This window comes from Paenibacillus sp. cl6col (genome assembly GCF_900102125.1).
Lineage (GTDB): Bacteria > Bacillota > Bacilli > Paenibacillales > Paenibacillaceae > Paenibacillus_B > Paenibacillus_B suaedae.
On sequence record NZ_FNAZ01000008.1, the window covers coordinates 192293 to 216132 of the forward strand.

General features: G+C 48.1%; 26 protein-coding genes and 1 riboswitch. Of the genes, 10 read left to right on the top strand and 16 right to left on the bottom strand.

Annotated elements, in window-relative coordinates; all coding sequences use genetic code 11:
* Positions 1 to 125 precede the first annotated feature (125 nt).
* Complete coding sequence (hemQ, locus tag BLS15_RS20725) at positions 126 to 878, top strand: hydrogen peroxide-dependent heme synthase (protein ID WP_021252641.1); 753 nt, start codon at positions 126 to 128, stop codon at positions 876 to 878.
* A gap of 216 nt (positions 879 to 1094) precedes the next feature.
* Here hemQ and BLS15_RS20730 read toward each other — a convergent pair whose 3' ends face one another.
* Positions 1095 to 2291, bottom strand: coding sequence for an NAD(P)/FAD-dependent oxidoreductase (locus tag BLS15_RS20730; RefSeq protein ID WP_021252640.1), 1197 nt, complete (start codon positions 2289 to 2291; stop codon positions 1095 to 1097).
* A gap of 503 nt (positions 2292 to 2794) precedes the next feature.
* On the opposite strand from BLS15_RS20730, the gene BLS15_RS20735 reads away from it, so the two are divergent.
* Positions 2795 to 3802 carry an NAD(P)/FAD-dependent oxidoreductase gene (locus BLS15_RS20735; RefSeq protein WP_175460814.1) on the top strand — a complete coding sequence of 336 codons (1008 nt, stop codon included), beginning with the start codon at positions 2795 to 2797 and terminating at the stop codon, positions 3800 to 3802.
* A gap of 63 nt (positions 3803 to 3865) precedes the next feature.
* Positions 3866 to 4129: a hypothetical protein gene (locus BLS15_RS28715; protein ID WP_139070670.1), complete on the top strand. Its 264-nt coding sequence runs from the start codon at positions 3866 to 3868 to the stop codon at positions 4127 to 4129.
* Positions 4130 to 4149: 20 nt separating this feature from the next.
* Here the strand turns inward: BLS15_RS28715 and BLS15_RS20740 are convergent, their stop codons facing one another.
* On the bottom strand, positions 4150 to 4299 hold the full coding sequence (locus BLS15_RS20740; protein WP_028533731.1) for a sporulation histidine kinase inhibitor Sda: 150 nt from the start codon (positions 4297 to 4299) through the stop codon (positions 4150 to 4152).
* A 271-nt stretch (positions 4300 to 4570) separates the two neighbouring features.
* Entirely contained in the window at positions 4571 to 5233 is a 663-nt protein-coding gene (locus tag BLS15_RS20745) for a YheC/YheD family protein (protein ID WP_021252637.1), read from the bottom strand.
* Positions 5234 to 5430: 197 nt separating this feature from the next.
* On the opposite strand from BLS15_RS20745, the gene BLS15_RS20750 reads away from it, so the two are divergent.
* The 4 genes from BLS15_RS20750 (at position 5431) to BLS15_RS20765 (ending at position 8389) form a co-directional block, all read left to right on the top strand.
* Entirely contained in the window at positions 5431 to 5637 is a 207-nt protein-coding gene (locus BLS15_RS20750) for a hypothetical protein (protein WP_028533730.1), read from the top strand.
* Positions 5638 to 5807: 170 nt separating this feature from the next.
* Positions 5808 to 6488 (top strand): response regulator transcription factor, encoded by a 681-nt coding sequence (locus BLS15_RS20755; protein WP_021252635.1) that lies wholly within the window; start codon positions 5808 to 5810, stop codon positions 6486 to 6488.
* Positions 6485 to 7879 (top strand): sensor histidine kinase, encoded by a 1395-nt coding sequence (locus tag BLS15_RS20760; protein ID WP_028533729.1) that lies wholly within the window; start codon positions 6485 to 6487, stop codon positions 7877 to 7879. Before BLS15_RS20755 ends, BLS15_RS20760 begins: the two co-directional genes overlap by 4 nt.
* A gap of 111 nt (positions 7880 to 7990) precedes the next feature.
* Positions 7991 to 8389, top strand: a complete 399-nt coding sequence (locus BLS15_RS20765; RefSeq protein WP_021252633.1) for a DUF2871 domain-containing protein — start codon at positions 7991 to 7993, stop codon at positions 8387 to 8389.
* 150 nt (positions 8390 to 8539) lie between these two features.
* Here the strand turns inward: BLS15_RS20765 and BLS15_RS20770 are convergent, their stop codons facing one another.
* Positions 8540 to 8761, bottom strand: coding sequence for a hypothetical protein (locus BLS15_RS20770; protein WP_028533728.1), 222 nt, complete (start codon positions 8759 to 8761; stop codon positions 8540 to 8542).
* 255 nt (positions 8762 to 9016) lie between these two features.
* Positions 9017 to 9376 (bottom strand): HesB/IscA family protein, encoded by a 360-nt coding sequence (locus BLS15_RS20775; RefSeq protein ID WP_021258546.1) that lies wholly within the window; start codon positions 9374 to 9376, stop codon positions 9017 to 9019.
* A gap of 267 nt (positions 9377 to 9643) precedes the next feature.
* On the opposite strand from BLS15_RS20775, the gene mqnE reads away from it, so the two are divergent.
* Positions 9644 to 10750, top strand: a complete 1107-nt coding sequence (gene mqnE / locus BLS15_RS20780; RefSeq protein WP_021252630.1) for an aminofutalosine synthase MqnE — start codon at positions 9644 to 9646, stop codon at positions 10748 to 10750.
* Positions 10751 to 10989: 239 nt separating this feature from the next.
* A complete protein-coding gene (locus tag BLS15_RS20785; protein ID WP_090513606.1) occupies positions 10990 to 12063 on the top strand; it encodes an NAD(P)/FAD-dependent oxidoreductase in 1074 nt (357 codons plus the stop codon).
* 44 nt (positions 12064 to 12107) lie between these two features.
* Here BLS15_RS20785 and BLS15_RS20790 read toward each other — a convergent pair whose 3' ends face one another.
* Positions 12108 to 12362 (bottom strand): YuzB family protein, encoded by a 255-nt coding sequence (locus BLS15_RS20790; RefSeq protein ID WP_021252628.1) that lies wholly within the window; start codon positions 12360 to 12362, stop codon positions 12108 to 12110.
* Positions 12363 to 12453: 91 nt separating this feature from the next.
* Between BLS15_RS20790 and BLS15_RS20795 the strand changes: the two genes are divergently transcribed.
* On the top strand, positions 12454 to 12699 hold the full coding sequence (locus BLS15_RS20795; protein ID WP_021252627.1) for a NifU family protein: 246 nt from the start codon (positions 12454 to 12456) through the stop codon (positions 12697 to 12699).
* A 198-nt stretch (positions 12700 to 12897) separates the two neighbouring features.
* Here BLS15_RS20795 and BLS15_RS20800 read toward each other — a convergent pair whose 3' ends face one another.
* From BLS15_RS20800 to BLS15_RS20840, 10 genes are all read right to left on the bottom strand, one after another.
* Complete coding sequence (locus BLS15_RS20800) at positions 12898 to 14040, bottom strand: glycerate kinase (RefSeq protein WP_090513610.1); 1143 nt, start codon at positions 14038 to 14040, stop codon at positions 12898 to 12900.
* 193 nt (positions 14041 to 14233) lie between these two features.
* A complete protein-coding gene (locus BLS15_RS20805) occupies positions 14234 to 15502 on the bottom strand; it encodes a GntP family permease (protein ID WP_021252625.1) in 1269 nt (422 codons plus the stop codon).
* Between the two features lie 229 nt (positions 15503 to 15731).
* Positions 15732 to 16889 carry a sugar diacid recognition domain-containing protein gene (locus BLS15_RS20810; protein WP_021252624.1) on the bottom strand — a complete coding sequence of 386 codons (1158 nt, stop codon included), beginning with the start codon at positions 16887 to 16889 and terminating at the stop codon, positions 15732 to 15734.
* Positions 16890 to 17038: 149 nt separating this feature from the next.
* Positions 17039 to 17821: an SDR family oxidoreductase gene (locus tag BLS15_RS20815; protein WP_090513613.1), complete on the bottom strand. Its 783-nt coding sequence runs from the start codon at positions 17819 to 17821 to the stop codon at positions 17039 to 17041.
* Between the two features lie 238 nt (positions 17822 to 18059).
* The gene (locus BLS15_RS20820) at positions 18060 to 18905 is read right to left on the bottom strand and encodes a MetQ/NlpA family ABC transporter substrate-binding protein (protein ID WP_021252622.1); all 846 of its coding nucleotides are present in this window, start codon (positions 18903 to 18905) and stop codon (positions 18060 to 18062) included.
* Positions 18906 to 19119: 214 nt separating this feature from the next.
* Positions 19120 to 19785 carry a methionine ABC transporter permease gene (locus BLS15_RS20825; protein ID WP_021252621.1) on the bottom strand — a complete coding sequence of 222 codons (666 nt, stop codon included), beginning with the start codon at positions 19783 to 19785 and terminating at the stop codon, positions 19120 to 19122.
* Positions 19785 to 20810, bottom strand: a complete 1026-nt coding sequence (locus BLS15_RS20830) for a methionine ABC transporter ATP-binding protein (RefSeq protein ID WP_021258552.1) — start codon at positions 20808 to 20810, stop codon at positions 19785 to 19787. Before BLS15_RS20830 ends, BLS15_RS20825 begins: the two co-directional genes overlap by 1 nt.
* An 18-nt stretch (positions 20811 to 20828) precedes the next feature.
* Positions 20829 to 20972, bottom strand: coding sequence for a hypothetical protein (locus tag BLS15_RS29115; protein ID WP_155987357.1), 144 nt, complete (start codon positions 20970 to 20972; stop codon positions 20829 to 20831).
* Positions 20973 to 21058: 86 nt separating this feature from the next.
* A riboswitch (SAM riboswitch) is annotated at positions 21059 to 21201 on the bottom strand.
* 77 nt (positions 21202 to 21278) lie between these two features.
* Positions 21279 to 21974, bottom strand: a complete 696-nt coding sequence (locus BLS15_RS20835) for a Cthe_2314 family HEPN domain-containing protein (protein WP_090513616.1) — start codon at positions 21972 to 21974, stop codon at positions 21279 to 21281.
* Positions 21975 to 21979: 5 nt separating this feature from the next.
* The gene (locus tag BLS15_RS20840; RefSeq protein ID WP_090513620.1) at positions 21980 to 23773 is read right to left on the bottom strand and encodes a UbiD family decarboxylase; all 1794 of its coding nucleotides are present in this window, start codon (positions 23771 to 23773) and stop codon (positions 21980 to 21982) included.
* Positions 23774 to 23840 lie beyond the last annotated feature (67 nt).

Genomic DNA, 23840 nt, shown 5'->3' on the forward strand with positions numbered 1-23840 from the left:
CAGTGACATTTATCACCTCTTAGTTGAATGCACTGCAAATAATAGCTACAATGACTTTAGTATGGCGATTTACACAAAAGTGGTTGTGGTACACAATCTTTTACGATAACGGAGGATAACGCGATATGAATGAAGCAGCTTTAACGCTCGACGGTTGGTATGCACTCCATGATTTCCGCACGATCAACTGGGCTCAATGGAAAAAAGCGGACGATGAAGAGCGTGCGCATGCGCTTGAGGAATTGCAAACGTTATGGTCGGAATGGTCCGAAACGGAAGCAGATAAGAAGGGCAGCACTGTCGTATACAGCATCGTAGGCCAAAAAGCCGACTTTGTCATTTTCCACCTTCGTGAAACACTCGAAGAGCTTAACGCGCTTGAAAATGCGCTGAATAAAACGTCTTTCGCTCAATTTACAACACCAACTTATTCCTATGTCAGCATCGTTGAATTAAGCAATTATATGACGAAGCCAGGATCGACCGAAGATCCAATGGAGAATCCGGAAATTATCGCGCGTCTGAAGCCAACCTTGCCGCAGAGCAAGCACATCTGCTTCTATCCAATGAACAAGAAGCGGGACTTGGCCGACAATTGGTACATGCTGTCCATGGAGGAGCGCCGCAATATGATGCGCAGCCATGGCATGATCGGCCGAGGCTATGCGGGTAAAGTGAAGCAAATCATCACAGGCTCGGTAGGTCTGGATGATTGGGAATGGGGCGTTACGTTATTCAGTGACGATCCGCTTCAGTTCAAGAAGCTCATTTATGAAATGCGCTTCGACGAAGTGAGCGCCCGCTTCGGCGAGTTCGGCTCCTTCTATGTAGGCAACCTGCTTACACCAGATACCCTGAATGATATGATGAAAATTTAAGATAAGATTTTGAGATTCATCCGTATGGAATGCCAATTCTGGCATCAAAAGGCCTGTATGATTGCGATCATACAGGCCTTTTTCGTCTCTGCTTGTCATATGGCAGCAAACAAAAAGCCGCTGGTATCCCCGATTAAAGAACGAAGATGCAGCGGCATATATTTGATTTAACACTATGATCTTAACCAATCAACCGTAAAACTGGTCACATTCTTCTTACAGGAATTTACCTTTGCGAAGAGCAAGAGAAATTCCGCCAATGATGAACAACCAACGGATATCGATGACTTTTTTCAATTGAGCAGCCCAGAAGCCTTTCAACTTCTTCTTACCCACTACGCCGATCGCTTCGCCTTTACCCAAGGAAGCAACTGTACCTTTGTTGTGGTACTCGAACTTCTTAAGCGGCTGGTTGCGAATTGAAGCAACGATGTTGCTCGCGCATACCGGACCTTGCTGCATCGCCATTTGCGCTGTAGGCGGATATGGACGATCAATTGCCGGATTAATCATGAGCGAGTTGTCCCCAATAATGAAGACATTATCATGACCTGGCGCTCTCAAGAATTCATCAACCTTCACACGACCACGCATTGCCTCGAAGCCTGCTTGCTCGATGAGACGATTACCACGAATACCACCTGTCCATACAACCGTAGAAGACTTGATTTCTTCTCCAGTTGCAAGTAGAACACCTTCAGGTGTGCATTCCTTGATCGCTGTTGCCAGCTTGAATGTAACGCCTTTTTTCTTCAATACATTCATTGCATATTCAACAAGCTCAGGATCGAAGCCTGGAAGTGCTGTTGGCGCCGCTTCCACGTTATAAATATTGACCAATTTTGGATCGACATCAAACTGCTTGCACAGCATAGGAATGCGATCGGACAATTCACCGATGAACTCAATGCCTGTGAAGCCTGCGCCACCTACAACGAAATTCAGACGATCAGCACGAGTCTCATCTTGCTTATATAGAGCAAATTGATGTTCGATATGCTCACGGATTACGCGAACAGAGTTGATGCTGCGAATGCTGAACGCATACTCGCCAAGTCCAGGAATACCGAATGTTTCAGGCTCCCCGCCAACACCAATCACCAAGTAATCATAAGACAAAGTTCCGTCCTCAAGAATGACTTTCTTATCTTGAATACGAATTTCCTTCACCGAAGACTTCACAAAGTCAATTTTGAACTCATCGATCAACTTCGAGATAGACACTCGAGCATTCTCATAGGAATCCGTACCAGCAGCAGGCATATGCAAATGAGTTGTGAAGTAATGATAGTCATGTTTGCTGACTAATGTTACGTCTGCTTCATTATAGTTTAATTCTTTCTGAAGACGTTGCGCTGCCATGATGCCGCCGTAACCTGCGCCTAGGATTACGATTTTAGGAATGTTACTCATCTTTCATTAGCTCCTTCCAAATCGGGTCAATCATTTTGTGTAGGTTGGTAATAACATGTTACAACTTGAATATGAATACCTTTGTTCTAGAAACCCGCGTATATACATCAATCTTGTGAAGTTGTGAAAAACCCCACAAAAAACAACAAACGTCATTATACAACTGGTAATCATTTTTATTATGGTCTAAATGATTGAAAGTAACTCATTCAGATAGATCCATAATCACGTGCACATCGCATTATGCCCAACATCGACAAATTGTCGACAATTTACAAACAATTCAACTGCAATGATATCGAGTTTCCAATTAAATTACAAGCACCTTTTTTGTAGAACAATGTATGAAAGCGTTTAATTTTGATAATTTTCACATTTATATCGAAATCCCTGGAAAATGTACGGTTTCCTTCTTGTCGAGCACCGTTTATAATGATAGATGTGCCAAAACACACAATGACCATGATCACATGGTCAGACATCGCCATTGGAGGTGCTCAGCCTTGAATTCACAACTTGTATCACAACAAGATGTAGTAGATATTTTAATTATTGGGGGCGGGCCTGCCGGCATGTTCGCTGCATTCTATGGCGGCATGCGACAAGCTTCCGTTCGTCTTATTGAAAGCATGCCTCAATTAGGAGGCCAATTAGCAGCATTATACCCGGAAAAGTACATCTATGACGTTGCCGGATTCCCGAAAGTAACAGCGCAAGAACTTGTTGATTCCTTGAAAAAGCAAATGGAACATTTCAATCCTGATGTTCGCTTGGAAGAGAAGGTTCAGGGAGTAGAGAAGCTCGACGAGCGTCTATTCGCCGTTACTACAGATAAAAGCGTTCATCACGCAAAATCCGTTATCGTAACAGCTGGTGTAGGTGCATTCGAACCACGCCGCTTGGAGCTGCCTGAAGCAGCCCAATACGAGAAATCGAACCTGCACTACTTCGTTAGCGATCTGCAGAAGTTCAAAGGCCAGCGCGTGCTGATCAGCGGCGGCGGAGACTCTGCTGTCGATTGGGCACTCATGCTGGAGCCTATTGCTGAACAAGTTACACTTATTCATCGCCGTGACAAATTCCGCGCGCATGAACATAGTGTTGAGCAATTGATGAATTCCAAGGTTCAAGTGATTACGCCTACAGAAATTACCGCTTTGCATGGTGATGCTAGTCGAATTGAGCGCGTAACACTGACTAACACCAAATCAAAAGAAGCAACGGATATCGATGTCGATGCAGTTATCGTCAACTTCGGCTTCGTGTCCTCCCTCGGACCAATATCTGAATGGGGCCTTAACATCGAGGGCGGTTCCATCGTTGTTGATTCTCGTATGGAGACGAACATTCCAGGCTTGTTCGCTGCTGGCGACATTACGACTTACCCAGGCAAGCTGAAGCTCATCGCTGTCGGTTTTGGCGAGGCACCAACCGCTATCAATAACGCTAAGGTGTATATTGATCCATCAGCTAAGCTGTCTCCTGGACACAGCAGCAGCATGAAAATGTAACTAAATAAACGAAAGAAAGGGTATCCTATCTCCAACATCTTTATCTAACGGAGGAGGATACCCTTGTTTCATGTTTGTCCACTATGCAACGGCATGATCAGTCCCGAATTTCAATGTCCGAACTGTTTGAACCCAACCACTGACAGCGGCAAACTGGAAGATTATGTTGGACCTTACGCCCCATATCAGCCAGACGATTCCGTATCCCATCAAACGATGCTGGATGATAGTTCTGTATCTAGTTCTGTATCCATGCAGTGCCTGCATATAATCTATTGTGAGCACTGCCACGCAACCACTTATGTGAACGGACTGGCTTGGGAGTAAAGCCTCGGCATGCCGGTCATCTATGTGCACACCGGTATTCGGAAGAGGGTCGGACAAAGGCAGCGCCTTTTCATTTCCTCAAGCAGCAACGCGATGAATTCTTCATCCAATCGGAGCCTGATTGCCTGCTCATAGGAATCAATAAGCAGTTCATCGGAAAGCAAAGCCATCTGCATCACAACCTTTCCTAAACTTTCCTGCCGCATTCATCATATCACGGCCTCAGAAAGCAGAACAAGCGTTCCAATATCCACAGGCGTTTGTGGAAAAATTGTGAATAATTTGTTGATAAACGTCAAAAAACGCTATCTATCAGTGGGGATGATGTGGATATACTTATTCACATCTTTTTGGATTGTTTTTTTAATAAAAATGTTTAATCATTTTCCAATCTCTAGTAAATCTAATCTATCAAATCCCACTTCCAACGCAGATTGCCCCTTACTGCGGTCTTGTGTTCACCTCGAATATCCAGATATGACCGGAGCGATCAATGCCATAATCGAAGCCTAACTGGCCAATCCCCGGATATTTCCTCTCTAATAGCGATGTGCAGATCCGTGTCAAATATCTCATCTTACTCTTCTTGGCGCGGACGCTCTGTCCAGAGAGCGATCTTGCAATTCCTTGTGCTGCGGTTACCATCGTACCTCCTTTGCACAAGTTCGTCACGAACAAGCCTCTTCTCGCCAAGCGCCCAACCATCGAGCGTACACCCCATTTGCCATTTGACTTCACTACTTTAACCCGGTAATCGATCGGTCTTCCATTAATCGTAGCTAGATGAATTCCCCGTTGAATCAGGTAGGTACGCTTCTTTTTCGTACTGGACAATGATCGCACCATGGCATCGAAATCTCCAAAGCTGCGTGTATTGGCCTGATACGTATATCGATAAGTCGATCCGCTCTTCGTTACTTTAATAACACCGGCACCGCCAGAACCAACGACAGGCTTGATGACGACGAAGCCGTGTATGTTTAACATTTCATGGAGATTAGACGTATTGTATATACGCGTTGCCGGAATATGCCCTGCTACACGTGAATCCGATATTAGCGCCGCGGTTTTCAACCATTTGCTGGCTAACTGTCTGCCTTCCATTCGCCACTCCCCTTTCGTCCTTAATACTTATACATACTCATGGCTCCCATCCGATTCTTGTATGATTGTCCATGGCATGTGCCTGATTTGCACAAGACTAGATCAAGTTGGACGCATAGTGCTTGTCTTTTTCAAGATTGGGATGGTATCGTATAAGGGATAATAATGGATGGATATAAAGGATGGGAGCGACCGTCATGTCAACTGCAGCTGTATATGAAGCGTTGTACTGGATTGCGATCGTATCTATGTCTGTCGTACTCGTGCTTGCCAATGTAGGTATACTTGCGATCGGTTTTCAATTTTGGAGAAAGCATAGACGGGTACTTGGAACAGCATGTTGGCTGTTTTCAGTATTTTGTTTTTATTTGATCTCCATCATGATCAACAAGACGTTCTTATAATTGTCAGTTCTGATCATCTAGGATGACTTGATCGACTCCCGCAAGACGGACAATGGGGCAAAATCCTTGGACTTCGCGCTTGGCGACTGCTCCAGGGATTTTTGTTTTTGTGCTTCTCCCCTCATAATTAGACCTGATCACTCCCCACCTTGGAATGGAGGTAAATCGCATTGATCATTCATGTACTCGTTGCGGATGATGACCCGAATATTGTAACGATGCTGCGGCTTGTGCTCGAATCTGAGCAGTATCATGTGTTCGACGCGAGTGATGGACAAGCTGCAGCACAACTATTGGAGCAGGAAACCATTCATATTGCGATCGTAGATGTCATGATGCCGCTGAAGGATGGCTGGACATTATGCGCCGAAATTAGACAGCAATATGATATCCCGGTGATTATGCTCACCGCGCTCGGCGAACTTGAAGATAAGGAGCAAGGCTTCGCAGCCGGCACCGATGACTATATGGTGAAGCCCTTCGAGCCGAAGGAGCTGCTATTCCGCATGAAGGCGTTGCTTCGGAGGTATCAGATCGTATCTGACAGCCTCATACGCCTTGGTGCAACAACTATCGACCGCAAGAGCTATACCGTTGCAGCCTCCGGCGAAGAACTGACTCTTCCCCGCAAGGAGTTTGAGCTATTAGCGCAGCTTGCTTCCTATCCAGGGCGCATCTTCACACGCGAACAGCTGCTGGCTTGGATATGGGGTACTGACTACGAAGGGGACAGCCGAACCATTGACGTGCATATTAAGCGTCTTCGGGAGCGTTTTCCTGAGAATGCAAGTGGATTCCGAATTACTACAATCCGAGGCCTTGGCTACAAATTGGAGGTTCTTGAACCTTGAAGACACTGTATACCCGTATCGTGTTTTTCTCAGCTGTAATCGTATCTATCAGCTTCGTATGCGGCGTCTTTCTGGCGAATATCGCGCACAATCAAGCGATCTCCAGTCATTACGAGCAGAAGATGGAGAAGGTTGGGCAAGCGCTGGTACGCATGAACAACATGTTATCGTCTGGTGAAGACACGGCTGACGAGGCGTTAACGAATCTCGCTGAACTGGGCTATCAGCTGTACCTTATCGCTCCTGATCATCATGTGAAGACATTCGGCAGACCATTCAAGCATGCTGATCTTGCTCCTGAAGCGATTGACAGCGTTCTTCAAGGGAATACGTATCGCGGCATGCTTCAGCAAAGAGCATGGAGCAGCTTCTTCGTCCCCGCTATATTCGAGAATCGACTTGCCTTGAGCCACGGTATCCCGCTCACAGTTAATGGCGTGCAGCACGCTCTGTTCATTCGCCCAGATATGGTGCAGCAGACTGAAGAAGTGCGTGTTCTCATTGCGGTACTACTCGTCTCTACCTTCGTTATCAGCCTAGTGCTCATTTCCGTGAAGACACGTTATCTCGTTAAGCCGCTGCAGCGGTTAACCCGAGCCACTATGGAACTGGAAAAAGGCAATTACGAAGTTAAGCTGGATCTCCACCGCAATGATGAAATTGGTGAGCTTGCAAGACGATTCACCGTAATGGCTGAAGCTCTTGGGCAACTGGACGCCGTACAGAAGCAGTTCGTCGCGAATGTGTCCCATGAGATTCAATCTCCCTTGACTTCGATCCAAGGATTAGCGCAGCAGCTCATGGATCACCCGCTGCCGCCCGAACAAGAACGACGCTATTTGCACATCATTGCGGATGAGTCGCGGCGGTTATCCGGGATAAGTCGGCAATTGCTGACGCTCGCCTCCTTGGAACGAGGAAGCGAGATGATGAAGCAAGCCTCTATCCGACTGGATGAACAACTGCGAGAAGTCATCATCCTACTTGAGCCGCAATGGAACGTGAAAGACATCGAACTGGATCTTCAGCTTGATAGCGTGATGTTAACGGGAGATACAGGATTGCTGTATCAAGCATGGACAAATCTGCTAACGAATGCGATTAAATTCACTGCGTCGCAAGGAACCATCGGGATACAATGCAAACAACAAGGAGAAGACATTATCGTAGTTGTATCTGACACAGGGAGAGGTATTCCAGAGGATGTACTGCCACATATCTTTGAGCGATTTTACAAATACAGTGAGCTTGCTGAACCAGGACAGAGCCAGCATGGAACAGGGCTTGGCTTAGCCATCGTAAAGCGAATCATTGAATTGCACAACGGAACGATCCGCGTGTCTAGCGAAGTAAGACAAGGAACCATATTTACGATCCGATTCCCTAAATAGCGTATAAGCAGAACATGACCCCGTTGTCATGTTCTGTTCATATTGGGTTCATACAACTGCGGTACACTCCTATCATCCATGCGAATGACGAAACAAAGGAGAGAGTTTACTGTGAAAAAACTGTATTACACTTCGTTCTTCTATGCCATTCTTGGCCTCATATCGGGTATCTTTTACCGGGAGTTCACCAAAATAAATGATTTCACAGCTTACACAGCATTAAAACCGCTGCACACCCATATTCTCGTTCTCGGCTTCCTGTTCTTCCTGCTTCTCACCTTGCTTGCGAAGCAGTTCCGCGTGCATGAAGTCCGTTCATTCAAAGGTTGGTACTATGTATATAATATCGGTCTGATGCTAAGTCTTGCAGCGATGACGGTTCGCGGCATCCTTCAGGTTAACGGAACAGATATGAAAGGCTTGAGCCACATGGCAGGTCTTGGTCATGCAATCCTCGGAGCAAGCATCATTTGGTTCATGATCTTGCTAGGCAAACGAGTGAAGGAATAAACTGACCCTAACAGGCATATCCGAAGGCTGCACCTGCTCTTCTTATAAGAGTAAGGGCAGCCTTCTTCAGTTGAGCAGAATAGATGGCTGCACAGCTTCTGTGATCTGTGATCTGTGTTCTGTGTTCAATTCGTTCTATCCCCACGCAAATTAACAGCTGCCTGAACTCTCAATAACGGTAGCTCCCGTGGTTCCAGCATGGTACGTATTGTTGTGATTCTGGGCATCCCTCGTTGAATCTTGACGGGAATCATAGCAAGTCCCATGCCACCCTCCTGGACATTCCGAGCAATACGCTCTATAAGACACCAGCAGTGTACGGTCTACATCAGTGGATTGCTGTACTTGATGTGCATCATGATGTTCATTCATAGGTATCACCTCCTGCTCGTTATAAGGTTCGCCGAAACAATTTGCAGTATGATTAGAAATATTAGGATTAGCGCTATAGAGCCAAAAACAGCAAAAAAACCTCTTACAAGGTAGCGATGCTCAACTCTACCGTAATAAGAGGTCTTCTATATTTCATTATCATCTAATCACGAAGTCTAATCGCAATTATCGAATCGAATGGAATCAGAATGTATCATTCATCTATATATAAGGTATCATGCAAATAGGTGGAGACTAGTCGTCGCACTTCTCCGCTTTTCCCTCATTTGTTGCTGTACGGAAACTGGAGCCGCAGCCGCAAGTTGCTACCGCATTCGGGTTGTCGATCGTGAAGCCGCCAGACATGCCGGATTCCTTGTAGTCGATTGTAAGTCCACTCAGATGAGGAACACTTTCCTTATCGATGACGACCTTCATGCCGCCAATCTCCAAATGCACATCTTCCTCAGTCTCTTCATCGTCAAATCCCATACCATAAGAGAATCCACTGCAACCGCCTGGACGAACACCGACGCGCAGGAACATATTTTCATTTTCCTCTTGCGCAATCATTTCCTTTATCTTCTCAATCGCTTCATCGCTGATTGTAATCATTCTAATCACCCTCCTCGTATTACTAAGTATAACCATCCCCTTCGGCATATACAAGAGAACATCGCTGCTGGTAACTTGCACCTTTACTTCCTGTAGACGTATTGCCCCACCTCTTATGCGAATGTATAATGGAACTGACATCAATTAATGTGATTCGTTTCACTGCAATCTCCGACGGAACTTATCCGCCGCGGAGTTTTTTATTTGTCAACAACAGCATATTGTGCTGAATTGTAAAAAGATACCTTACCTGAAGGGGGCCTGTGTATGACTACAGTCATGACGCGTCATGCCGATCCACGTATGGCCGAAATCGCAGATAAAGTCGAACGCGGTGAGCGCCTGACGCTTGAGGATGGCGTTTACTTGTATGAAACGGACGACCTGTTGACCTTGGGTCAATTGGCAAATCTTGCGAACATGCGCAAGAACGGCAAAAATGTTTATTTTATTGAAAATATGTCCCTATACTTCACGAATGTATGCGAAGCGCACTGCGCATTCTGCAACTTCCGTAAAGATCAAGGAGACGAAGGTGCTTATACATTATCCGGTCAAGAAATGATTGACTTCGTAGATCAGCACATCCATCCGGGCGTACGCGAGTTCCATATCGTTGGCGGACACAACCCGCATGTACCGTTCTCTTATTATGTAGATTCGCTTCGTGCACTGAACGAGAAGTATCCGGACGTCACACTTAAGGCGTACACAGCAGCTGAAATTGATTTCTTCACACGCATCAGCGGCTTGAGCATTGAAGAGGTGCTTAAAGAGCTAATGAATGCCGGACTGGAATCTCTGACAGGTGGAGGAGCAGAAATTCTATCCGATGAATATCGGAAGAAGATGCGTGTCGAGAAAGCTGGCGTTGAGCGCTATCTCGAAGTTCACCGTACAGCACATCAACTTGGCATGAAGACACATACAACGATGCTGTACGGCGCAATCGAATCGCATGAGGATCGTATTCGCCATATGATCTCGATCCGCGAACTTCAAGATGAGACGAATGGCTTCCAAGTATTCATCCCATTGTCTATGCAGCCGAAGAGTCCTAAAGCCAGCATCAAGCGCCGCAACTCCGCGTATGAAGACTTGAAGACAATTGCGATCAGCCGCCTTATGCTGGACAACATTCAACATATTAAAGCGTACTTCATCAATATCGGAACCCAGTTGACACAAGTTGCACTTACGTTCGGTGCTTCCGACGTGCACGGCACGCTTGTGAAGGAACGCATTAGTCATGCAGCCGGCGCGCTTACACCGGAAGGTTTGACGCGCGATGAACTCGTATGGCTCATTAAGGGAGCAGGCCGTACGCCAATCGAACGCGATACGTTCTACAATCCGATAAAGATATATGAGTAATGTCGATGTAATTGATCATTGAGCATATTAGAGAGATAGAGGTAATGCATGACCCTATTGGATAATACAACAGAGAATCAGCAACCGCGGGCACGATTCATAACACCGAAGACATGGCTTCCAGCTGGCTTCACGGAATCGCGTCCCAGGCAAATGAGTGGAGCCATACGACGTAATCGCCGCTTGCGGCGCAGCACCTACCATCTTAATTTTTCGGCAACATGGGGGGAGTCGAACAGATGAAACGATACGTCATACTCGGTGGCGGCTACGGAGGATTGGCCATCATTAGTCGGTTGTTGGAGGGCGAGCTGCCTTCCGATGTACAACTTGTATTAGTTGACCGCATGCCTTATCAAGGCCTCAAGACGGAATATTATGCACTAGCAGCCGGAACGGTGTCTGATATGGACATTCGCGTGTCCTTCCCGGATGATCCGCGCGTGCACCTTCATTATGGGAATGTACAATCCATTGATTTGGACGGGCAGATTGTCCACTTCACAGATGGAGATGCACTCGCCTATGATCATCTAGTCATCGGTCTGGGTTGCACGGATAAGTATCATGGCATTCCAGGCGCCGAGCAGTTCGGCAACAGCATTCAATCACTCGCCAGTACAAGACGCACCTATCAATTGCTAAATGACATCCGTCCATACGGACACGTAAGCATTGTGGGCGGTGGGCTTAGCGGTGTTGAAATGGCGGCAGAGCTGCGTGAGAGCCGACCTGATCTCAATATCCGGATTCTGGATCGGGGATCGCGCGTGCTATCTGCGTTCCCGGAGAAGCTCTCTCACTTTGTCTCTGGCTGGTTCCTTGAGCACCATATTGAGCTTCGTTCTTTTGTGAATGTGAGCCACCTCGAGGATGGAGTCATCTATAACCGGAAAGAAGACATTGAAGAAGAGATTTTGTCGGACGTTACCGTATGGACTGCCGGCATTCAGCCTGTTGCTCCGGTACAGCAGCTCCAAGTTGCGAAGGATCCACAGGGCCGTGTCATCATTAACGAATATCATCACATTCCCGAATATCCGAATGTTTTCGTTGTAGGAGATTGCGCAAGCCTCCCGTTCTCGCCTAGCGCACAAGCAGCAGGCGCCCAAGGGGAGCAGATTGCGGATGTCATTCGGGCGAGATGGAACGGGGAAACTCCTCGCTTAGGTAAAATTAAGCTGAAGGGCGTGCTTGGTGCATTAGGCAAAAAATCCGGCTTCGGCGTTGTTGGCAAGCGTGCCGTTGTAGGGTATGTGCCTCGCGTCATTAAGAGCGGTGTATTATGGATGTCTAAGAACCATTTCGGATAATACCTGCAACATTCTATGATTAACAAAACATGGGAGCAGCGACATCAATCGATGTCCAGCTGCTCCCATGCTTTTATTTCCTCTATTTTGATCATAATTTTGTCATATAACTCATCTGCCGTTTCCCCAGCAACGATTTCACCATTTACTAATGCAAACGGAAACATGTAGCACTCCCCGCAATTCCCTAGACAGCCATACTCCAGCACGTCATACTCCGGGTTGCCTTCTAGGCGCTTCATGACATTATCTGTCCCGTGATGCATATTATTCACACAAAACTCTATGATTGGCCGCATTGACATTATCCCCCGCTTTCATGTTGCGCCTTTGAATTCGGATAGCTTTATAATATAATAAAATCAGCATGGATGAAAGGAGTTGTCATAGATGAGTGAAAATGCACAAAGCACAGTTTACGATGAAGTGCTGGAAGTGTTGGATAAACTGCGCCCGTTCTTGCAGCGCGATGGCGGCGACGTTGAATTGGTTGATGTTGAAGACGGCATCGTTAAGCTTCGCCTGATGGGCGCTTGCGGCAGCTGCCCAAGCTCCACGATCACATTGAAAGCGGGGATTGAGCGCGCTTTGGTGGAAGAAGTGGAAGGCATTACAGAAGTCGTACAAGTATTCTAAATTGAATAATTGGACTTCATAAGAAGGAAGGCTGTCCACCAGCAGTTGAATCTGCCGGGGACAGCCTTTTTTCAATCCCGAATCATATCATTGCGTTAACTTATCACTGCTAAATAATAGGTACAGCGACATTGCTGGATAGCTGCTACTGCTGCGGCTGCTTCGCTTAACTGCAGCTTGTTCCCCATCATTCTTCCGTTATTTCAACTGAATTCCAAGCTTCAAGGCCATGCCAATGTTATAAGCAGTACGTTCCATATTGTCAGCAGCTTGTCCTAAGGCCTCCTCCAATGTCGTAACTCCCGGAACAATCGTGAACACCATATCGATACCATGCTCATGAACCACTTCATGTCCAGCTGCAAGCGTACCCGCAATACCGATAACTGGTACTCCATGCAGCTTCGCCGTCTTCGCTACGCCGATTGGCGTCTTGCCGTAAATGGTCTGCCCGTCAATCTTGCCTTCACCGGTAATGACCACATCAGCATCAACTGCATGATCTGCTAAGCCGGTTGCGTCGATGACAATATCTACTCCTCGCTTCAATTCAGCTTGCAGGAAAGCCACCACGCCTGCCCCAAGCCCTCCGGCCGCCCCCGCGCCTGGCATATGGGCGACATCACAACCGACGTCCTCCCGTAGCTTCGCCGCGTAGTGTGCCAAGTTCGCATCCAGTTGCTTCACCATCTCCGGCGTAGCTCCCTTCTGGGGGCCAAATACTGCCGATGCTCCCCGCTCTCCGATAAGCGGGTTGTCGACATCGCAAGCCGCGACGAATTTCACCTTCGCAAGCCGAGGGTCAACACCGCCCAAATCGATATGTGCAATGCGGCCGACCTCTTCGCCTCCATCACCAATTTCCGTTCCATCCTCAGCTAACAGCCGAATACCAAGCGCTTGAGCCATCCCAGCGCCGCCATCATTCGTAGCGCTGCCTCCAAGCCCCAGGATAATCGTCTCTACCCCCTCATTCAATGCGGATAGGATTAGCTCTCCCATCCCCCGCGTCGTCGTAACGAGTGGATTCCGCTGTGCCGGTGGAACAAGCGCCAGTCCCGATGCCGCAGCCATCTCAATAACTGCGGACTTGCCATCGCCTAAGACACCATAGAATCCTTCCACAGGTGTTCCAAGCGGCCCGGTTACTGTCGTCCGTACAATTCGGCCGCTTGTCGCGTCTACAAGCGACTGCACGGTCCCTTCTCCGCCATCTGCCATCGGTACATATACGAGTTCCGCCTCCGGGAATACCCGCCCTAAGCCGCGGCCAATCGCCTGACACGCTTCCCACGCAGACAAACTTTCTTTAAAAGAGTCTGGAGCAATTACGAATTTCATACTGATCCACTCCTATCCATCCAATCTGACTTTCTCTCCGAGTTGTACATTAGCTGTTTATCTACATTTCTATTTCTATTTCTATTTCTATTCCTTTACCTGTCTCTCATTACGAACCAGCAAGTTCCTCAGTTATACCTGCACAACTTGCGAGGTTTACGGCCTTGTCCCAGCACATTGTATTGTCCTTGGCTTACAAGAACCAGCCGAAGACACCGAATACGAGCGTAGATACGATAGCGAGCACGAGACCGATTAGCGTTTCATAGGGGATAAGACGAAGACGTTCCTTCATCGCCATATTCACGCTGCCGCCAGTGGCATGGAAGAAGCTGCCGTGCGGCATATGGTCGAATACCGTAGCACCCGCATGTATCATTGCTGCTGCCCCTAAGGATGCGACGCCAAGCTCCATAATGGTCGAACCGAATACCGAGCTTGCTACCGCAGTACCTGCAGTTGTGGACGCTGTCGCCAGAGACATCAAGGCACCACTGATTGGTGCAAGTAAATAGGCTGGCAAGCCTGAAGCCGTCAAGCCATCGATAATAACATCCTTCAACTGTGAGTTCGAAATAATTCCGGCAAGTGTCCCCGTCCCAATAAGCATGACGGCAACACCCGTCATTTTGCCAAGTCCAGAGGTTGCATATCGGTTAATCTGTGTAATGCGTCCCATACAGAGTGCCCCTACTAAACCACCAACAGGGAGAGCGATAATGGGGTCAATGGCGATGCCTGCAATCGGGCGCAAGGCCAGCAATGCAATTGCTGTTATTGGCGCCATCATTGCAGCAAGAAAGCTAGGAAGCTGCTCCTTGCTATCCTCCACCTGCTCTACACCTGCTACCTTCGTTCCTTTATGAGACAACTTTTTCGCAATCCAATACGTTACGAACAAACCAATCAAAGCTGGGATAATTCCTGCTGCCATTATCGAAGTCAACGGGATATGGAAAGCGTCCGCCGCAGAAATCGCGTTCGGGTTCGGCGACATAATGTTGCCTGCCTTGCCTCCCCCAATCATAGCGAGCAATATCGCCATACGGGACAAGTCTGCACGCTGCGCAATTGCAAGTGCGATTGGAGCCACCGTAATCACCGCCACGTCGATAAATACACCAACAGCTGTCAACACCATCGTTGCAAAAGCTAGTGCGAACAATGCGCGAGTCTCGCCTACCTTGCGTACTAATGTCTCTGCAATCGTCTTCGCTCCGCCTGATTCAATCAATACGCCTGCAAGAACACCTGCTGCTAATATTCGCAGCACTGCTGGAATCATCGTCTTGGCTCCATCCATCATTAGCGTTACGGAGTCAATTAAACCAATTCCTCCGACTACGCCGCCTACCAGCGCGCCAATCATCATACCGTACGCCGGTGGGACTTTTCGTAAAATAAGCACGATAGCAACCACTAAAGCCGCCAGTGCACCGAGTACAGATACCGTTACTGTCATAGTCCCCATCCTCCTTGAAGATGCAGTGTTTCGTTGTTGTACCTTTACTTTACCTCCAATATGAAAGCGCTTCATCATGCATAAACATGAAATGAAGCGCTTTAAAAAGTGTATTTTTTGTTCAATTGCACAATACAAGATCCATCAACCTTTGTCTTGCTGCTATCAGGCCGGTATGTGAAATAAGATACATGAAATAGACATGCTCAGCCTTTCCATTGTTAACTGGCTAAGACTCATTACTGCGCAGCATCGCGTGAATCCACCACGCCGACATTAACGTAAACAAATCGCGAAAGCTCTTGGGATCCTTGCCTGTCACATCCGCAATCCGCTGAAGACGATAACGGAGCGTGTTGCGATGGATGGCCAGCCGCTGTGCAATCCGCTGCTGCTCGCCGCTTTCCTCATAATACACCTGCAGAGTCTGCCTCAATTCCCCGCTCCGATCTTCTTGGATGAATCGCTGCCACATCTGCTCCATTTCATCCGTAACCCAGCTGCGGCCCACATTCGCCAGCACCGTCTCATTTGGCATATCCTCACTATAATAGACCGTATGCTCAGGAAGGATTGCTTGACCCGCGCGCATCGTATCTTGAGCAGAGCGATAGGATGCGATGAGCCCATCGATTCCTGAATAAGCCTTGCCCACCGCGATACGAAGAGGTGCAATCTGCTTCTCTTCCAGCAACTTCCGAATTTGCCGTATTCCCTCGCATATATCCATATTCGGCTTCCGTGGGTGCAAATGCGGCTTGAATAGGACGATTTGCCGCGTATTCCGTATCGCGATAAGATCAATTGTCGGCCGCCCTTCCAACAGTTCTACAACTCTGCGCAGTGTAGGCACTGAATCCGCATCCTGTTCATCCGTAAGCTCCAGAATACAAGCAACACGAGGCTTGTCCGGCTTCAGGCCTATTCGTTCCGCCTGCAGGCGAAGCATGGCTTGATCTCCCGGTTCCGCATGAATGACCGATAAGAGGAAATCCTCCTTCATCCGCTTATCCCAGCGCGCCTTTTCCAACAAATCCGCCTGCTCCAAATACATCTCAGCTGTCATCTTGACAAGTTCCCCATACTTCGTCACTTCAGCAGGATCTCCCGTAATCCCGATAACGCCGACAACTTCTCCGCGAAATTGAATAACAAGATTCGTCCCCGGCATAACACCCTGAAGATTGCGTGCACTCTCTTTATCGATCTCGAACCTTCCCTTGCGCTCAATGGCAATGAGTGCCCCTTCATGCTTTTGATTAATGCGGGACAGGTCGCCCGAGCCAATGATCCGCCCACGCTCATCCATCACATTTACATTGTACCCAATGACCTGCATCGTCCGTGAGACGATTGCTTGCGCCAATTGCTTGGTCAGCCAACTCATATCTTCATACCACCTATCACGCGAAATCAGAAAGAGGTTAGGACATCCCACATCCCGTCCATCCTTCTTCTCCAAAATATGAAAACGCCCTCGTTCCAACAGGGCACAGCAACCGCTGTGTCTGTCAGCCGACGGGCGTACTTGCAGCATTAGGATTTCGAGCTAATCGTTGTACGAATAGGATCGAGTCCGCCTGAGACATTAATAATATTACCAGTTATAAAGTCAGAAGCATCCTCACATAGGAAGCGGATGACTCGTGTCACATCTTCACCACTGCCGGGACGGCCGCGCGGCGTTTCGTCATCGGTTAGATGAAGTACATCCTCGATTTTTCGCTCCTTGTTGTCACCACGAATATCGCCAGGGCAAATCATATTCATCGTAATGCCATTCTGTGCTTCCTCTACCGCCAGTGTCTTCGTGAAAGACACTAGTCCCACCTTGGCTGCGGCATACACCGCCCGATGCGGCCAAGAACGCGCCTCAGACGCATGGCCGAAGCCATAATGAATAATGCGCCCCCATCCCTTCTTCCGCATCGATCCGAGCAGCAAATGATCGAGCAGTATGACACCACTTAGATTCCCATTCAATAAATACATAATGTCCTCTTCCGAGTAATCCGCGAACAATCTCCGCTCTCTGATGAACGGCCCAGCATTGTTCACCACAATATCAGCCATACCGATGCGTTCATTCATTTCAGTAACGAGCCGCTTCACTTCCTCCGGCTTGGAAATATCCGCGCGAATGGCAATACACCGTATTCCCGTCTTCTCGAGCTGGAGCCGCAGTGCTTCAGCCTCTGCCTCGCTATGTACATAATTTAAGACAATATCATGCCCGGCTTCGGCCAATGTCATAGCTGTCATCTTCCCGAGGCCTTTGGCGCTCCCCGTAATAAGAGCAATTTTACGCTGCTGTTCCACGTCGTAATCCTCCTTTTGAGCGCTTCAAAGAACTTCCACGTTCAGTATAAGATATTTGCCTTGGCAGAACAACTTTGCATTGGACACTGATGTAGACAGACTGTCCCGCTCCGTAATGCAATGCACTTGAATCCCTTCCACCTAGATTACAAAGAAAAAAGCCCTAGCAGCAAGCTCCACCTTTCTTATCGAAAGGCAGCTTGCCTCTAGGGCTTCTCTCATTGAAAGTATTCTACAATTAGAATGCAGGTACGATCGAACCTTGGTATTTATCTTCAATAAATTTCTTCACATCGTCAGACTGCAAAGCTGCAAGCAATTTCTTCACAGCATCACTATCCTTGTTGTCCTCGCGAGCCGTCAAGATGTTCGCATACGGAGAATCCTTATCTTCAATGAACAACGCATCCTTCGTAGGATTCAAGTTCGCTTGCAGTGCATAGTTCGTATTGATAAGCGAGAAGTCAACTTCATCCAGCGTACGAGGCAGCATTGCAGCTTCCAGCTCTTTGAACTTCAAGTTCTTCGGATTCTCAGCAATGTCGTTAACCGTTGCTTCCAGACCTACGCCATCCTTCAACTTAATAATGCCCTGCTTCTCCAGCAAGAGCAGCGCACGTCCTCCATTTGTTGCATCGTTCGGAATCGATACCGTTGCGCCATCTGCAATTTCACTAACCGACTTAATCTTCTTGGAGTAACCTCCGAAAGGCTCAACGTGAATATTGCCTACAGTTACAAGGTTGTATCCCTTCGTCTTCACTTCATTGTCCAAGTACGGCTTATGTTGGAAGAAGTTCGCATCAAGCTGCTTCTCGTGCACTTGTACGTTCGGCTGAACATAATCCGTGAACTCCTTAACTTCCAACTCAATCCCTTGCTCAGCCAGCTTCGGCTTGATATGATTCAGTATTTCTGCATGAGGCACAGGTGTTGCACCTACGACAAGCTTCACTTTTTCTGTGCCAGACTTGCCTGCCTCACCAGATGCGTTCGTGTTATCGCCTGCTGTATTTTTGTTGCCGCAAGCAGCGAGTACCGCTACGAGTGTAATAAGCGTTAATACAAAAGTCCACTTTTTCATGTCATTCACTACTCCTTCCAAGATCCCCATTTTAATTGATGAATATTTGTAAGTTGAAGCTCCTAAGAGCGTGCTTCCTATGCCTATTAGGCTTTGATTCAAATGATCATTTCATCCAACTCGTAACTACCGATAATTCCAATTGAATTACTGGGATTATATCATATTTTGTGCTGCCGTCAACCATGAAATGACCGACTCAGCACAATATTTTTTATTTCCTTGTATAGCGGCGAACAAATGCATCGCCAATCCATTGCAGCACCTGTACGAGTATAACCATAATAACGATCGCCACGATCATCATTTCAATCTCATAGCGATGGTATCCGTAGCGAATCGCTAGGTCACCGAGACCGCCGCCGCCAATAAGACCTGACATCGCTGTATACGATACGAGCGTAACTGCCGTTATCGTCGTCCCTGCAATCAAGCCTGGCATCGCTTCGGGCAGCAGAACCTTATATACAATCTGCCAAGTGGATGCTCCCATTGCCTGTGCTGCCTCAATAACGCCCCGATCAACCTCACGCAATGACGTCTCCACGAGACGAGCGAAGAATGGTGCAGCCGCGATAACGAGCGGCGGGATTGTTCCTTCTACACCGATAGATGTGCCTACTACAATTCGTGTAATCGGTATGATCGCAATCATTAGAATAACGAACGGTACTGAACGCAGCACGTTCACAATGAATGACAAGATACTATATACGATCTTCCCAGCTCTGCTACCCGTGCGCCCAGTTAAATACAAGAGCACGCCTAGCGGCAAGCCAACAAGGAAGGTGAATAGTACAGAGAACAGCATCATCTGCAATGTTTCTCCAGTAGCCGAAGACACATCGCTCCAATTGACAGTAGAGAAATCGAAATTCATCACGCAATCACCTCCACTTCAAGACCCTGCGCCCGGAGAGAAGATAATGATTGCTCTACAGCACTTGTGTCGCCATCTAGACGAACGACCAATTGGCCGTAAGGAGTATCCTTCATCCGAGAGATCGTTCCCTGCAGTATTGCGAAGCTGACGCCCGCTTCCGTAAGGACACGATGCAGCACCGGCTCATACGTGACATCACCCAAATAGTTGATCTTCACAACACGGGAATGCTCAGCAGCCTGGCTCTTGAATGCCGCCCAAGGCTGAATATCCGCATCGCTGCGCTCTTCAAGAATGAATTCGCGCGTTACCGGATGCTGAGGCTTCAAGAACACGTCTACAACCTTGCCTGCCTCAGCAATCTTCCCGCCATGAATAACGGCAACTTTGTCGCATATCGCTTGGATGACGTGCATCTCATGGGTGATTAGCACGATCGTAATTCCGAACTTGCGGTTAATATCGAGCAGCAGCTCCAAGATCGCATTCGTCGTCTGCGGATCTAGCGCCGAGGTTGCTTCATCACAGAGCAGCACCTTCGGATCATTCGCAAGCGCACGCGCAATCCCTACGCGCTGCTTTTGTCCACCGGACAATTGAGCCGGGTATTTATGCTTGTGTTCTTCCAAACCAACAAGCCTAATCAACTCATTTACTTTCTTCTCTACTTTATCCTTGGATGTTCCCGCCAGGCGCATCGGAAATGCAATATTGTCATATACCGTTGCTGAACTGAGCAGGTTAAAATGCTGAAAAATCATCCCGATTTTGCGCCGCTGCTGCTGCAGCGCCGACTTCGACAGCTTCGTTAAGTTAACGCCGTCTACCTCAACTACGCCTGCCGTAGGCCGCTCGAGCAGGTTAATGCTGCGCAGCAGCGTACTCTTCCCTGCACCTGAATGGCCGATAATGCCATAAATCTCGCCAGATTCAACCGACAGACTCACATCATCCAGTGCCAGCAGCCCTTGCACCTTACCGTTAGCACCATATTGCTTACTTATATGTTCCAACCGAATCAACGGAATCGTCACCTTCCTTCATGCTAGCCACATTCTAGAATAGATAGGCGCTACAGCCTTATCTTCATCTATTCGTATGCTGTATCCTCTCAATAACTGTCGCCAAATATACCACATTGCCTTGGCTGCCTTCACTTCTCCATTTTGGGGACGCTCGTTCATGCAAAAAGCCCCCTCTTGGCAGATGCCAAAAGGGGGCGAACGTTCGGTATTCTGTGAAGAAACCAGATGAAAAATCGACTCTCCCTTTCTTATCTGCCAGAACATTACGTTCTGAAGGAATTAGCACCATTGACATCTTGCAATCACATAACTTATTGTTATGCATCCGGGTTGCAAGATCGGTTGCCGGGCTTCGCAGGGCCTGTCCCTCCGCCACTCTTGATAAGAAAACAGTTATGAAATTAAGTTGAGTATAATGCAGCAGGTGAAAGTTGTCAATTAACTTTTATTCCCTTTTCAATTCCATTACTTGATGGGAAGCAGTCGAAACACATGGATTAATGCACCACACACCATCTCCAGACCATGCTGCAAATCTGCCACATTGGCCTGAATATCCTCAAGCTTAATTTTGTCATTCAAGCTGCGATGCCGCTGCCATAAATCATCCTGCATTTCTGGGTTCATATGATGAATCTCCATATTGCGTCGCTTGCGCAGCCGCTGAAGCGCATCTTCATGCTGCTCCTTCAATGCCAGCAGGGCATGTTCCAATTCAGGATGCTGTCCCTTGAAGCGCAATTGGCGAAGCACCGTAAAGTAAGAGAAATGATGCTTCACCCTCTCGGTCTCCAAGGACAGCACTGTATTCAGCAGCGTTCCAAGCTTGTCCAAGATCGAGAACACGCGAATAAATCCATTTTTATAAAAATAGACGTACCGGTAATAATCATCCTGCTCCGATTCAGACATCTCGGCCTCATAATGCTTCGACACACGATCGGCGAACTTGTCAGACGCATATACGCTTTGTTCCAGTTCATCCAAGGAGGTCTTCAGTCCGACTGTCCATACTTCTATCTTGCGCCAGAAGTGATCGGGATCGCCTGTTCCCTCCATGCGACTGCGTATTGCTTCCAAATAATTGTCCATCCCCGCCATTGCATCCTTCAACGTTCCGCTGTCAACACGGGGCGGCTCCCCGAACAAGCTGCGCAGCATGGAACTCACCCCCGCTTAATTCCGTTTGGGAAATAGTCTTTCCAACGGCGGTCGACCAATTCCACAATATCCTCACGCGGGAATAACTCATCTGGGTAGCCTGGCTTCATGCGGGCATCGATAACAATTGGCAATTTATACGAGAGATGGTGATTACGGACTTCCATTGCCGCGTATATATCTGATGCGGGGTTAAATCGCGTAAACACCGTCCACAAGAACGACAACTGCGTATTGGCAACCTGAGCGTCGTCAACGAGGAAGACGAGCGGCCACTTCGTCTCTTGTGCAGCAAGACGATGTAGCAATCGTTCCGCCAGCTGTGGTTCTGCTTCATACGAAGCACCTGACATTGTCAAGCAGCCACGGCAAAATACAGCCACATCGTTAATCTCATCGATCGGGCCTTCTTCGTACACGCCAGGCAATTCACGGACTACATCGCCCACGCCGAGCAATATCCCCTTGCTGCCATGGTTCAGCTTATGCCCCGTATAGTCAAGTGTGTCATGGGACGTATTATTAATCACGTACAGATCCGTCTCTGGCTTGAAGCGCTCTAGCACCGCTTCCGTAAGCTCTGCAAAGTTCTCTAAATCAACCGGCTGATCCGTCAACATCAAGAACTTCGTCAAGCTAAGCTGCCCTTCGCCAAGAATACGGAAGCCAGACAGAAGCGCCTCACGAGAGTAGCTCTCACGTACAACAGCTGCTGCAAGCGAGTGAACGCCTGTTTCTGGATATGGATGTACCTTGCGTACCGCCGGCATCACCATCGGGAACGCTGGCGACAACAATCTAACCAGGTACTCGCCCAAATAGTAGTCTTCCTGACGCGGCTTGCCCACGATTGTAGCTGAGTAGATTGCATTCTTGCGGTGGTACATGTGCTTCACATTCAGGAACGGGAACTCATGCGCCCATGAGTAATATCCGTAGTGGTCGCCAAATGGCCCTTCCATGCGGCGCTCATGTGGTGGAACGTACCCTTGGATAACGAATTCTGCTTCCGCTGGGATGCGATGTCCTTCGAATCCGCTATCTACCACTGGAAGACGCTCACCCATGACGAATGATGCCATCAACAGCTCAGGGAGCTTCTCCGGCAGTGGAGCGATCGCAGCCGCGATCAGCGCTGGCGGCCCGCCCACGATGACGGATACCGGAAGCGCTTCATTGCGCAGCTCAGCCTCATGATGATGGAGGCCGCCGCCCTTTTGAATTTGCCAATGCACACCTGTCGTGCTGTCATCGTAAATTTGAATTCGGTACATACCGAGATTGTGATCAGCGCTCTTCAGCTCCGGATGTTCGGTATAGACCAGTGGAAGCGTAATAAATGGACCTCCGTCCAGCTGCCAGCTCGTCAATGCCGGCAAGCCCTGCATCGGCTTGTCTGTACGCTTCACCTGCATAATTGGAGCTTGCGAAGAAGATACATCCTTCATGCCAACCTTCATAAGGCTAAGGAGCTCTTTCACCGTCGAACGCTCTTGCCACAGCTTCTTCGGCGATGGAGGCATTAGACGGTTTACGGCCTCTACGCACTTATTCGCGAGCTGCTCAGGACGCGTTCCGAAGGCCATATCCACCCGGCGCATCGTACCGAACAGGTTCGTCGTCACTGCAAAGGGGCTGCCCTTCACATTGGTGAATAGAAGCGCAGGACCTCCCTCTTCAATGACGCGTCGATGAATTTCTGCAATTTCCAAATACGGATCAACTTCCGCTTCAATAACGACGAGGTCATTCTCACGCTTCAGCGTGTCGACAAAGTCGCGTATATTCGTAAATGACAACTACGAGCCCTCCTTGAAAAAAATAAGCGTATCTGTGTTGCTGTACATGAACAGTTACATGGATGCC